Consider the following 13,150-nt stretch of genomic DNA (forward strand, 5'->3'; position numbering starts at 1 on the left):
AAAGATAAATGGGGGAAAACAGATGAAGAATGTATTCAGAAAAGGATTAGGCTTAATCGCGATTGCAGTCCTGCTTTTATTGTCAGCATGTTCAGGTGCAGCAAACAGCGGCACGAATGCAGGGGGCTCCAAAGACAACACGATGTATATCGGACTAGTAAATGCTCCAGTCAGCTTCAACCCTATTAATTCATCTGATATTGCTGCTTCATGGCTTGAAAAATTCATGTTTGATACGTTTTTAGAAATGACTGGGCCGCTGGAATTCACTCCTAAGCTTGCAGATTCATTTGAAACAGAAGACAATCAAACATTCACCATTAAGCTGAATGATAAAGCAGAATGGTCTGACGGAACGCCAGTAACAGCAAATGATGTTGCGTTCACGATGAATCTTGTGGCAAACCCTAAAACAGAAACAGCAATCGGCACATATTTGACAATCATTGACGGATTGACCGAAAACGGCAAGTTCCCAGATGGTGTTACAGAAATTCCTTCCTTAACAATTGTTGATGATAAAACAATCCAATTTAAGACAAAAACACCAGTAGATCCAAACATGGTTAAAGAACAGCTTGGCTCTAAATTTATGATTCTTCCAGAGCATGTTTTAAAAGATGTAGCTCCAGAAGACTTGCAGAAGGATCCTTTCATGCAAAAACCGACAGTAACAAATGGGCCGTTTAAATTCGTGAAATATGCGAAGGACCAATATGTGGAGTATGAAAAGAATGACAACTACTATTTAGGTGAAGTAGAGCTTGATAAAATGTTCGTTAAGATTATGCCTGCAGCAAACCTTGTTGCACAGCTTCAAACAGGTGAGATTAATATGAATGCTGCCGGCGGTATCGGCAAGATTGCTGTACAGGATTTCGATACAGTGAAGGGCTTTGAAAATGTAACAACAAAAACAGATAAAACATATGGCTATCAAAATATGATGTTCAACACAGAAAAAATTACTGATCAAAAAGTCCGCCAAGCAATTGCTTATGCGATTGACCGGGAGAAAATAGTTGATCAGCTGTTGAAGGGTGAAGGAGAGATCGTTGATGGACCATATACATCAATTAGCCCTTACTTGGATAAGGATTTAGCAACATACACATATGACCCAGAAAAGGCAAAACAATTGTTAGAGGAAGCTGGATGGGATTTCAACAAAACAATTGATTTTGTTGTACCGATTGGCAATAAAGTTCGTGAGCAGTCTGCTGATATCATTGCCCAAAACTTAGAGGCAATCGGCTTGAAACTCAATACAACAACTTATGATTTCCCGACAATTATGTCAAAAGCAAAAGCAGGCGAATTTGATTTGCTGCTTATGGGATTCACGAATACAATCGATCCTGATGTGACTACTGTTTATGGTAGCGGCGCTACAAGCAACTATACTAACTACAGCAACCCTGAAGTTGATAAGCTGCTTCTAGCAGGAAAACAAGAGCCTGATACAGAAAAGCGTAAAGAAATTTACAATCAGCTTCAGGCAATCTGGAGCGAGGAATTGCCAGTCTTCACCCTTTATTCCGATTTTGATTTTGGAGCAGTATCAAAAGATGTTGCTGTCGGAGAACCGAAAGTATTTGGCTTCCATAATGAGATGTATAAATGGTCACTGACAGGAGCAGAATAATAAAAAATTAATTTAAATTTAAGGCGGGGGCTGTAGAATAATTCTACAGCCTTTTTACCGTAAACTTAGCGGAGCTGCTCCTGCCTAAAAAAGTGCTGAGATAGGTATAAACTTATGTTTTCTATTTTGGGGAAAAGAGGTATGATAATAGCAATATTTAGTTTTCCTAAAGAATTTAAAAACGGTTACATTGTTTATACAAAAGGCGGGAGGAGAAACATGGCAAAAATATTTAAAAGACTTCGGACATATCAAGTCAGCATCGCTGTTGCATTAGTTCTGATGCTGACAGAACTTGCAGTAGAGCTTGTCCAGCCTCTTATTATGGCAAAGATTATCGATGATGGATTGGCACATCAAAATACGGACACTGTTATTTTTTGGGGAAGCATTCTTGTCGGTATTTCCCTGCTTGCCTTTGCAGCAGGAATTATCAACACATTTTATTCAGCCCATGTCAGCCAGAACTTCGGCTACAGCCTCCGCAAAGAGCTCTATTCAATCATTCAATACTTTACATTTGCCAACAGCAGCAAGTTTTCCAGTTCTTCCTTAATAACAAGGCTGACAAACGATATTACACAGCTGCAAAATATGATTTTTATGAGCTTGCGTTTCCTTCTCCGTTCTCCCTTATTAATAGTCGGCGGAATCATCATGTCCTTTGCTGTCAACGCCAGGCTTGCTTTAATACTTGCAGTGACTATTCCTGTTATCATCCTGATGTTTATATGGGTAATCCGTAAAGGCGGGAGGCTGTTTAAGAAAGTACAGAGTAAATTAGATTTCGTGAACAATGTAATGCTTGAAAACTTAACCGCCGTTAAGCTGATAAAGGCATATACTCGAAAGCGTTTTGAGAACGATCGGTTCACTGTTGCCAGTGATGATTTAAAACAAAGCACAGAAAAAGCGTTGCGTGTAATGGAAATCACTGTTCCGCTCTTGCTGTTTATCATGAATCTCTGTATAATTGCCATCCTTTGGCTGGGATCAGGCCAAATAGCTGCTGGTGAGACACAGGTGGGGGATGTTGTTGCCATTATCAACTACTCATTAAGAATTACCTCTTCTCTATCTGTCATCACAATGCTCATTATGGTGATTTCCCGCTGTAAGGCATCAGCTGACAGGCTGCAGGAGGTTTTTGAGATGGAAGAAAAGGACAATGATAAAGCGAATCCTTCTCAGCAGCAAAAGAAAATTACCGGAAAATTAACATTCCGAGATATTGCCTTTGCTTATCCGAATACAAAAGTAAATGTACTGGAGAAAATCAGCTTTACTGTACAGCCCAATGAGGTCATTGCTGTCATGGGAATTACCGGAGCAGGAAAAACATCATTATTTCAGTTAATACCAAGACTCTTTGAACCGACTAAGGGTGCTGTTTATATGGATGACACAGATATCACTGATTATGATCTTGATTCCTTGAGAAAGCAGATTGGCTATGTGCCGCAAGTTTCCTTATTGTTTACAGGAACAATAAAGGAAAATATCATGTGGGGAAACCCTTTTGCTTCTGATGAGATGATAGTAAAGGCAGCTAAAGATGCACAAATACACGAGACAATTATGAAGCTGCCGAAGAAATATGAGACAAGAATTGGCCAAAAAGGCATTAATTTGTCTGGCGGACAAAGGCAAAGACTGTCTATTGCAAGGGCACTCGTAAGAAATCCTAAAATATTGCTTTTGGACGACAGCACAAGTGCGTTAGATTTGCAGACAGAAAAAGAGCTGCTTCAGGCAATCTCCACATATAATGCGACTGTACTTTTAATTACTCAAAAAATTTCAACAGCACGAAAGGCAAATCGGATTCTTCTGATGGAGGAAGGGAAAATTCTTGCCTATGCCCATCATGAACAGCTGTTGAAAGAAAACAAACTTTACCTGCAAATAGTTGAGTCACAGTTAGGGAAGGAGGAGGCTAGTCATGTTTAAGACCCTGACCGATGCTTTTTTGTATCCTAAGCCGGAAATAGGTAGGAAGGCTACAAAGAAAAAGGCGAAGGCAAAACCCCGAAACATGAGCAGAACCCTGTATCGTTTATGGCGGTACATGGCTGTCCAGAAAGGCCTACTCTTTGTTGTGCTGTTTCTTGTAGCCGCAAGCTGCTTGTTAGGTTTATTAGGACCTTATCTTGTCGGTAAATCAATCGATCAATATATTGTAAACAAAGAATTTACCGGGCTTGGCACGATGCTGCTTATACTCGGGGTCATCTACTTCTTTTATTCTGCCAGCCTATTTTTGCAGAACTATTGGATGATTGGCATATCCCAGTCAACGGTGTACAGACTTCGCACTGACCTTTTTGCACAGTTTCACCAGCTGCCGATTGCCTATTTTGATAAAAGACAGCATGGAGAGCTGATGAGCAGGGTGACAAATGATATTGAGAATGTCAGCTCCACACTCAACAGCTCTGTTATCCAAATATTTTCGAGTATTCTAACACTGATTGGAACGGTCTCCATCATGCTCTGGCTCAGTCCTCTCCTCACCGTACTGAGTTTAACGATAATACCTGTTATGTATTTTGGGATGAAATGGATAACGGCAAGAACAGGAGTGCTCTTTAAGGAACAGCAGAATAAATTAGGGAATCTAAACGGTTTTATTGAGGAATCCATTTCAGGCCAGCGAATTGTTAAAACCTTTTCCCTAGAAGACAGGATGATTAGTGACCTTGTTGATAAAAGTGAAAACTTAAAAAATGTTAGCTATTGGGCCCAAGTTTATTCTGGCTTTATTCCAAAGCTGATGAACATGCTCAATAATATCAGTTTTGCACTGATTGTCGGTGTCGGCGGACTAATCATTTTAAAAACAGGAAACATTTCTATCGGAGTTATCGTCATATTTGTTGAATACTCACGGCAGTTCACCCGCCCTCTGAATGATCTTTCCAATCAGTTCAACACATTATTATCTGCAATAGCTGGGGCGGAAAGAGTATTTGAAGTGCTTGATGAACAGAAAGAGGAGAAGGATGAAAACACAGCCTTTTCTCTTGAAGCTGTAAAGGGTGATGTTGTTTTTTCAAATGTGTCTTTTGCTTATGAAGAAGATAAAGGCATTTTGAATGGTGTTTCTTTCCATGCTAAACAAGGTGAAACGATTGCCCTTGTCGGTCCTACTGGAGCAGGAAAAACGACGGTCATTAACCTTCTGTCGCGATTTTATGATGCCACAGAAGGTACAATCAAACTCGATGGCTATGACCTTACCACTATTAAACGAGAGAGCCTACGCTCCCATATGGGCTTTGTTCTCCAGGATGCTTATTTATTTTCAGGGACAATTAGAGAAAATATTCGTTATGGAAGGCTGGATGCAACCGATAAAGAGATAGAGGAAGCAGCCATGCTTGCAAATGCCCACAGCTTTATCAATAGTCTGCCGGACGGATACGACACGGTTTTGGCAGCAGATGGGAACAGCATCAGCCAAGGACAAAAACAGCTGTTGTCAATTGCTAGAGCAATCCTTGCTGACCCTAAAATACTTATACTTGATGAGGCAACGAGCAGTATTGATACAATAACTGAATTGAAAATTCAAGAAGCGCTGCAGGTGCTGATGAAGGAGAAAACCTCCTTTGTTGTTGCTCATCGATTGAACACAATAAAGCATGCCGATTGTATACTAGTGCTTAATAATGGTGAGATCATTGAAAAAGGGTCGCATGATGAGTTATTGCTGAAAAAAGGCTTTTATTATCGACTGAACCAGAACCAGTTTCAGACAAATTCTGGCGAAAATGGAGCTGAAGGTCTTTAAAATACCAAGAAAAGGGGAATTGACTGACCGGTCATTTTTCTCTATAATAAAGACAGGTGCCTGTCACCCTTAACATTTCGAAGAGGTGAATGGTTGAAATGAAAACAATCGATCAGATTATCGAACTTTTGAAGAATATTGGAGTCAATGCAGAAAAGGTTTATAGAAAACCAAAGGAGACTTATTGATTTATGGATCGCTCTAACAACAATGAATCACTGCTTTCTCTAAACGATTGGAGCTTAGACGACCTTTCAAATGAACTGATAGAGTGGAAAAACAATTTAATCGTCTATCGCTTTGCTTTAGAGGAAGTTAATACAAAACTGAAAATATTAAATGAAGAATTTCAATTTATCCACAATCACAATCCGATTGAACATATTAAATCACGAATTAAGGATCCGCGCGGGATTATGGTAAAACTTAACCGCAAAGGTCTCGACATTACAGTTGAAAATGCGAAAGAGCATATTCACGATATAGCTGGTGTACGAATTACCTGCTCTTTCATCTCTGATATTTATGACATTTATGAAATGCTGAAAAAACAAAGTGATATAAAAATCGTAGAAGTAAAAGATTATATTGAGAACCCAAAACCAAATGGTTATAAAAGTCTCCATTTAATTGTTAAAATTCCTGTGTTTTTGAGCAATGGAATGGAAGAAGTATATGTAGAGGTACAAATAAGAACAATAGCTATGGACTTCTGGGCAAGCCTTGAGCATAAAATTTATTATAAATTTGATAAAGGCATACCAAACCATTTGCTTGCAGAACTGAAAGAAGCAGCAGATGCGGCCCATGAACTCGACGTTAAAATGAAAAAGATTAAAGATAGAGTTGATATTTACCAAACAGTTGGAGATGCTCAAACCCTCGTCTAAATTAAAAAAGAAAGTCTGCATTTCTCAGCAGACTTTCTTTTTTTCTTAAACTGCTGTTTCGATGATTGCATATCTATTTTTACGAGAATAATTTATAATAAGGAGATGCTTTTGTATTTGAACCTTTAGATGTTCTAATAAACATAATCCTTATAACAAAAAGGAACAGTAAAAAGCAGCAGCTGCAATGAAAAAGGAGAATAAAATGAGTAACCAAACCCTTTTAAATAAGATGAAACCATTTATAGAAGAAAACTGGGCTAAACAAGGTTTTCAAAAACCAACAACTATTCAAGACAAGGCTATTCCGGAGATTTTAGATGGCAAGGACATCATCGCTGAATCGCCAACAGGTACGGGAAAAACATTGGCATACTTGCTGCCGGTATTAAATAAGATTAACGCAGAATCCAAGGCTATGCAGGCAGTAATATTGGCCTCTTCTCAGGAGTTGGTTATGCAAATTCTGGCTGAGGTTCAAAAATGGGGAGAGAACAGCGGTGTGAGATCTGCTTCGTTCATTGGCGGAGCTAATGTAAAAAGGCAATTAGAAAAGCTGAAGAAAAATCCTCATCTTGCTATTTGCACACCTGGAAGGGCTTTGGAGCTTATTAAGCAAAAGAAGCTAAAAATGCATGAAGTAAGAACAATTGTCCTTGATGAGGCTGATCAGCTTCTCGTTCCAGAGCATATTGAATATGTACGCCAAATCATTAAAGCGACACAGAAAGAGGAAAGACAGGTTGTAATGTTCTCAGCAACGTTGACAGACAGAACAGAAGCGCTTGGCAAGGAACTGCTTTTAGATCCAGCAGTTATTCGAGTTAAAAAGGATACTACTATTGAAGCAGCAGATGTGCAGCATATATATTTTCAGGCAGAGCATCGAGACAAAATTAAACTGATGGAGAAAATCTCTCGTCTTGAAAATGCAAAGGTGCTTGTTTTTATTAAGGACATTGGAAATTTAGATGTGCTTCATGAAAAATTAGCCTTCAAGGAAATTAAAACGAGCAAGCTCCATAGTGATCTTAACAAGATGGACAGGCAAAAATATACAAGACTGTTCCGGTCTGGCAAAACGAGTATGCTGCTGGCAACAGATGTTGCAGCACGCGGGCTAGATATCCAAAATATAACCCATGTTGTGCATTTTGATTTTGCAAAAGACAAGACCCAATATATTCACCGTTCCGGCCGAACAGGACGATTCGGTAAAGAAGGTACAGTCATCAGCCTTGTAACAGAAAGAGAAGAACGGGAATTGAAGCAAATGCTGAAAGAATTAAAACTTCCCCTCAAACGCAAAGTTTTTTATCAAGGTGAAATTACAGACGTACAATAAAATAATCAACTCAAATGCCGCTAAAAAATTAGCGGCATTTTTTTATTTTTATGCCTGCAAATTTTTACTACATAATATTGGAGAATTTTCACAAGATAAGACAAGAATAATATTTTGCAGGTGAATTAATATGGTTACATTTGTTTATTTATTGCTGATTGGCATGATGGGAAGCCTTACCCTGATTTTAGATATGTTCGTATTTCATGACAGCCTAAAGAATTGCTTTATGAACATATATAAGGCTGAAGTTGGAGCAGGAGCAATCACTATTGTCTTAACAGCAGGCTTTGGCTTTATCTGGTCTGTAGTGGTTGATTTCAGGAGGCTGAAAAAGAAGCTGCAGGGAAACAAAACCAATGCTTGAAACTATTTATGTTAAAAACTAAAGGAAGTGGAGTCCAATGCTCAAAGAGAACATTTCTTTAAGCCAATTAGCAGCATTAGTATTCAATTTTCAAATTGGCAGCTCCATTGTTTTCGGACTTGCATTAGACGCAAAAGAGGATGCATGGATTGCTCTCTTTATTGCATTTGGCTTTGGGATTTTCATCACTATGTTTTATTTATATTTAAGCTCACTGCTTCCTGGGAAAAATTTGTATGAGATGTTTGAGTACTGCTTTAAAAGACCGATAGCAATATGTATTAGCTTCGTGTACATCATTTATTTCTTGTACTATGCTTGCCGGATTATAAGAGACTTTGGAGAATTGATATCTGCGACGGTACTGCCGACCACTCCCATTGAATTCAGTACTTTTACACTGCTACTTGTGATAGGTTATGTGCTCTATTTAGGGATTGAGGTGCTGGCAAGGACATCTGAGATATTCACACCATATGCGATTATTTTTATGGTCCTATTAATTGTGTTTTTATATTCGGGGAAAAACCTGGATATGACAAATGTCAAACCTGTTTTAGGAGAAGGATTCAGCCCTTTATGGAAGGTGATTTTTCCTTATGAACTCGTACGTCCATATGGCCAGCTGCTTATTTTAACATTCATCCTTCCGAGTGTATCCAGATTAGATCAGAGCGCCAAAGTCGTAATGTCCAGCATGATTATTTCCAGCCTTTTGCTGATAGCATCATCTATGCTGATTATTCTGGCGTTAGGTCAAAATATTGCTCTTCGTTCTAATTTCCCGCTGTTGAGCGCTGCCCGTCTTATCTCTATTGGGGAATTCATTCAGCGGGTTGATGCAATCGTTGTTTTTACAATGGTGCTAGGGACATTAGTGAAAAGCTCTATTTACATATATGGAGGATTGAAGGGACTAGAGTATGTATTTTCGATTCCATTTCGCTTTTTTGCAATTCCCGTTTCATGTTTAATTTCACTATTCTCGATTTTTATTGCAAAAGGCTATTCCGATCATATTAACGAAGGACTGCTTTCCAATCCTTTCTTGCTGCATGTACCGCTGCAATTTGGGCTGCCTGCATTGTTATTAGTTATCCTGCTCTTTAAAAAATGGAGAGGGAAAAACAATGGCAAACAGATGAAGGAAAGGAATATGTAAAGTAATTTGCTGTGCAATAATCCATAAGGTGTTGAGCGTATGCTAAAGGAAAATATTTCATTAAGCCAATTAATCACATTAGTTATAAATTTCCTGCTCGGCAGCGCTATTGTAGTCGGAGTAGGGTTAGAGGCGAAGCGGGATGCATGGATGGTCGTAATTGCAGGCTTTTTTATCGGAATCCTCATCATGTCTGCTTATTATTTTTTACTGTCTTTGCAGCCTGGAAAAAACCTCTTTGAAATAATGGAAATTTGCTTTTCCAGACCTGTAGCAGTCGTTATGTCTCTCGTATATATTTGCTACTTTTTGTATATAGCATGCCGGGTAATTAGAGATTTTGGAGAGCTGATTTCAGCAGCGATTCTTCCGTTAACGCCCATTGAAGTTACAGTAGTTCTGCCTGTCCTTGTCATAGGTTATATCCTCTATATGGGGATTGAAGTGTTGGGACGAACCTCTGAAATCTTTACACCATATACATTTGCCTTCATGCTCTTGTTGTTTATTTTCTTGTATGGGAGCGGAAATATTGAGCTGGACAATCTTCAGCCAGTTGCTTCAACCGGTTTTATGCCAATCCTGAAAGCAATCATTCCCTCTATCTCTGTTTTTCCCTTTGGGGAGCTGATTGCATTCACAGTGGTCCTTGCAGATGTGACGAACTTCAAGTACAGCAGGAAAGTAAGCCTTATGGGTGTTACCATTGCTAGTTTCCTGCTGCTTCTGTCTGTGTTTTTAATCGTCACATCTTTAGGGGAAAACATCGCTCTTCGTTCCAATTTTCCTCTGCTTAGTGCAGCGAGGCTTGTGAGTATTGGTGAATTTATTGAACGGATTGATGCATTAGTCGTCTTCATTATCATGCTCGGAATTTTAATTAAGAGCTCTGTCTTTATTTATGGCGGTCTCAAAGGATTAGAGTATGTATTCAATAAGCCATACCGGTTTTTTTCTATCCCAGTTGCCTGCATCGTCTCGATCTTCGCTGTTTTTATTAGTAATGACTTTGCAGACCATATAAAAGAGGGTCTTTATGTGGATATATTTATCTTACATCTGCCATTGGAATATGGGTTCCCAATTTTAGTGCTGGCCACATTACTGTTTAAAAAGTGGAGGAAAGACCGAGGCTCAGGCAAGGAGGCAAAAGCATGAAGAAGTTCTTGAAAAAACTGCTTTCCATCAACAGCAAAAAACAAATACCTTCTAATACGAAACCGACAAAAGCGGAAGAAATTGAAATGAAAGAAATCAGCTTTGAAACCGTGAAGGACGAGATTAAAAGGATTTTTGGCAATACAGCAGATTTAAAGGCAGATGATGTATTAGTAGGTAAGTCAGAAGCGATTATTTTTTATTTAGACACGGTCATCAATACCGACTTTCTCAAGGATATGCTTGGACAAACTTTGGAAAGTCCTGTTGAACAGGATATTAAGATTACGAGTGAAGAAGAATTGCGAGCATTTGGGAAAAAAGCTTTTGGTGTGTCAGGCTATAAACTTATTAATACAATCAGTGAAATGACAGAGACAATTCTTGAGGGAAGAATTGCTGTTGTTATAAAAGGGATACCGGCTGCACTCACTATCAGCTTCATCAACAGTGAAGGAAGAACCGTTTCGGAGCCGACTACACAAACAGTTGTAAGAGGTCCAAAGGATGCATTTGTTGAGGACATATCAACCAACATTAATTTAATCCGGAAAAGGATAAAAAACCATAATCTCCAGTTTGAGAAATTCAAGGTAGGAAATGAAACGAGAACGAGTGTGTATGTCGGCTCCATAAAAGGGGTTGTGAATGAAAAGATATTAGAAGAGGTGCGGAAACGAATAAAAGATATTAATATTTCCGCTGTTTTTGAATCTGCGAACATAGAAGAGCTCATTCAGGATAAATCGGCGACTGTCTTTCCTCTGGCTTTGAATACAGAGCGGCCGGATTCAGTCTGCTCAGCGCTTTTGGATGGAAAAATCGCTATCATAACCGACGGGACACCGTTTATTTTGCTGGTGCCTGCCGTACTGACAGATTTCTTTATTTCATCTGAGGATAATTACCAGAATTATTTCATGTCCAGCTTTATCAGGATGATCCGATACCTGTCGTTTATGATTGGTTTGCTGATGCCTTCTGCCTATGTAGGAGTATTAACCTTCCACCCAGAGCTTTTGCCGACAACTTTGCTGTTAAGCGTAATTGCCCAGCGGGAGGGTGTGCCGTTCCCGGCAGTTATTGAAGTATTTATTATGGAGATAACCTTTGAAATTCTCCGTGAGGCCGGTGTCCGCATGCCAAGGGCAGTAGGTCAGACAGTATCCATCGTTGGAGCATTGGTAATCGGGCAAGCTGCAGCAGAAGCGGGAATCATTTCTAATATTATGGTAATTATTGTAGCGATCACAGCGATTGCTAACTTTGTCTTTCCGAATTACAGCTTTGCGAATGCCTCCCGGTTGATACGGTTCGTGCTTATTATTGTTGCATCGATACTCGGATTGTATGGAGTATTACTTGTGCTGATATTTATGGTTGCCCACCTTAGCTCGCTCCGTTCCTTTGGTGTGCCGTACTTGGCGCCAGTTGCACCGTTTATTGTCGAGGATCAAAAGGATATATTTATTCGCACGCCAATCTGGTTTCAAAATAAGCGGCCTGCCTATTTAAGTCCTAGCAGCACAGATAAGCAAAAGCCGCAAGGTTCACCATCTCCTCCTAAACAGACGAAAGGAGGAAGCGGGGATTGAAGCTTTATGGAAAACTGCTTATCTCCATTATGATTGTTTTCCTTTTGAGTGGCTGCTGGGATCGGAAGGAACTGTCAGAAATTAAACTCGTTTCAGGGATGGCGGTTGATAGAGGAGATGACGGCAAATATAAAGTGACGGTAGAGGCATTAAATGCAGCAGAATTGAATTCACGGACGAGCGGAGGCAATGCTCCTGCATTAGTAGAAACGATTGAAGGAGAGACCTTATCGGAAATCAGTCATCAATTCAGCCAGTATTATGCTCAATACCTTGTTTTTTCTCATATGAAGCTCCTCGTTATTGGAGAAGATGTAGCAAGGACTGGGATGATTGATTTTATTGATTATTTAGAAAGAAACAGGGAGCTTCGTGATGACTTCAAAATTCTAATTGCAAAGGACACGAAAGCGTCCGATGTGTTAAAGGTGACAAATCTCTACAGGAAATCCTCTTCTCTGAAGTTGTCGACACAGCTTGAAAACATGTTCCAAGACTGGGGCGGAGATCCGGATATGAGAATAAATGACTTTATCAATGACATCACTTTAGAAGGGAAGGAAGCAATTTTAAATGCAGTAGTTGTACAAGGAGACAAGAAAGTTGGAGCAACTGTTGAAAATATGAATAATGTTACACCAGAAGCAATCGTACTAGTTGATTCCCTTGCGGTTTTTGACAAAAAGAAGCTAGTCGGCTTTTTGCCAATAGAGGACACTCGAGTGTATTTATGGATAACAAATAAATTTCAAAATACAACCTTGACAGTACAATGCGGGGATGATGAATATAGTGCTGTGAGAATTATCCACTCAACAACAGATGTCCAGACGAAAATGGATGGAGTAATACCTGAATTCAACATCAATATTAAAGCAGAAGGCTATATTGAAGGCACACAATGCTTTAAAGCATTGGATAAAATAGAGACCTTTCAAAAGTATGAAGACCTTGTCAGTAAAGATGCATCAGAAAAAATTAAAAGCACAGTCGAAAAAATGCAAAATGAATATGGGCTGGATATATTTGGATTCGGAGAAATGATGAGAAGGCAGCATAATGACCAGTTTGCAAAGATAAAGGACGACTGGAACAAATACTTTTCAGAGGCCAAAGTAAATGTGGACTTTGAGTTCATCTTAAGAAGGACAGGAATCAGGTCAGACAGTTTCCTTGACGAAGTAGAGAAATAACG

Annotated in this window: 10 protein-coding genes; all 10 read left to right on the top strand. The window is 39.3% G+C overall.

Annotated features, from left to right (window positions below; genetic code table 11):
• Positions 1 to 22 precede the first annotated feature (22 nt).
• On the top strand, positions 23 to 1,645 hold the full coding sequence (locus tag L8T27_RS02425) for an ABC transporter substrate-binding protein (protein ID WP_233316282.1): 1,623 nt from the start codon (positions 23 to 25) through the stop codon (positions 1,643 to 1,645).
• Between the two features lie 219 nt (positions 1,646 to 1,864).
• A complete protein-coding gene (locus tag L8T27_RS02430; protein WP_237940664.1) occupies positions 1,865 to 3,595 on the top strand; it encodes an ABC transporter ATP-binding protein in 1,731 nt (576 codons plus the stop codon).
• A complete protein-coding gene (locus L8T27_RS02435) occupies positions 3,588 to 5,438 on the top strand; it encodes an ABC transporter ATP-binding protein (RefSeq protein WP_237940665.1) in 1,851 nt (616 codons plus the stop codon). The genes L8T27_RS02430 and L8T27_RS02435 overlap by 8 nt, the downstream gene beginning before the upstream one ends.
• 191 nt (positions 5,439 to 5,629) lie before the next feature.
• Positions 5,630 to 6,328: a GTP pyrophosphokinase gene (locus tag L8T27_RS02440; RefSeq protein WP_233316285.1), complete on the top strand. Its 699-nt coding sequence runs from the start codon at positions 5,630 to 5,632 to the stop codon at positions 6,326 to 6,328.
• Positions 6,329 to 6,533: 205 nt separating this feature from the next.
• On the top strand, positions 6,534 to 7,673 hold the full coding sequence (locus L8T27_RS02445; protein ID WP_233316286.1) for a DEAD/DEAH box helicase: 1,140 nt from the start codon (positions 6,534 to 6,536) through the stop codon (positions 7,671 to 7,673).
• A 130-nt stretch (positions 7,674 to 7,803) separates the two neighbouring features.
• Positions 7,804 to 8,040 carry a hypothetical protein gene (locus L8T27_RS02450; RefSeq protein ID WP_233316287.1) on the top strand — a complete coding sequence of 79 codons (237 nt, stop codon included), beginning with the start codon at positions 7,804 to 7,806 and terminating at the stop codon, positions 8,038 to 8,040.
• 37 nt (positions 8,041 to 8,077) lie between these two features.
• Positions 8,078 to 9,202 (top strand): GerAB/ArcD/ProY family transporter, encoded by a 1,125-nt coding sequence (locus L8T27_RS02455; RefSeq protein ID WP_233316288.1) that lies wholly within the window; start codon positions 8,078 to 8,080, stop codon positions 9,200 to 9,202.
• Between the two features lie 39 nt (positions 9,203 to 9,241).
• Positions 9,242 to 10,360 (top strand): GerAB/ArcD/ProY family transporter, encoded by a 1,119-nt coding sequence (locus L8T27_RS02460; RefSeq protein WP_233316289.1) that lies wholly within the window; start codon positions 9,242 to 9,244, stop codon positions 10,358 to 10,360.
• Complete coding sequence (locus L8T27_RS02465; RefSeq protein WP_233316290.1) at positions 10,357 to 11,955, top strand: spore germination protein; 1,599 nt, start codon at positions 10,357 to 10,359, stop codon at positions 11,953 to 11,955. The genes L8T27_RS02460 and L8T27_RS02465 overlap by 4 nt, the downstream gene beginning before the upstream one ends.
• The gene (locus L8T27_RS02470) at positions 11,952 to 13,148 is read left to right on the top strand and encodes a Ger(x)C family spore germination protein (RefSeq protein WP_237940666.1); all 1,197 of its coding nucleotides are present in this window, start codon (positions 11,952 to 11,954) and stop codon (positions 13,146 to 13,148) included. The genes L8T27_RS02465 and L8T27_RS02470 overlap by 4 nt, the downstream gene beginning before the upstream one ends.
• Positions 13,149 to 13,150 lie beyond the last annotated feature (2 nt).

The organism is Niallia sp. Man26 (assembly GCF_022049065.2).
Taxonomy (GTDB): Bacteria; Bacillota; Bacilli; order Bacillales; family Cytobacillaceae; genus Niallia.

Excerpts from the sequence above, each read along its gene's own strand:
- L8T27_RS02440 (WP_233316285.1), top strand. The coding sequence starts at position 5,630 with ATGGATCGCTCTAACAACAATGAATCACTGCTTTCTCTAAACGATTGG.
- L8T27_RS02445 (WP_233316286.1), top strand. The coding sequence starts at position 6,534 with ATGAGTAACCAAACCCTTTTAAATAAGATGAAACCATTTATAGAAGAA.
- L8T27_RS02460 (WP_233316289.1), top strand. The coding sequence starts at position 9,242 with ATGCTAAAGGAAAATATTTCATTAAGCCAATTAATCACATTAGTTATA.
- L8T27_RS02425 (WP_233316282.1), top strand. The coding sequence starts at position 23 with ATGAAGAATGTATTCAGAAAAGGATTAGGCTTAATCGCGATTGCAGTC.
- L8T27_RS02430 (WP_237940664.1), top strand. The coding sequence starts at position 1,865 with ATGGCAAAAATATTTAAAAGACTTCGGACATATCAAGTCAGCATCGCT.
- L8T27_RS02435 (WP_237940665.1), top strand. The coding sequence starts at position 3,588 with ATGTTTAAGACCCTGACCGATGCTTTTTTGTATCCTAAGCCGGAAATA.
- L8T27_RS02455 (WP_233316288.1), top strand. The coding sequence starts at position 8,078 with ATGCTCAAAGAGAACATTTCTTTAAGCCAATTAGCAGCATTAGTATTC.
- L8T27_RS02465 (WP_233316290.1), top strand. The coding sequence starts at position 10,357 with ATGAAGAAGTTCTTGAAAAAACTGCTTTCCATCAACAGCAAAAAACAA.
- L8T27_RS02450 (WP_233316287.1), top strand. The coding sequence starts at position 7,804 with ATGGTTACATTTGTTTATTTATTGCTGATTGGCATGATGGGAAGCCTT.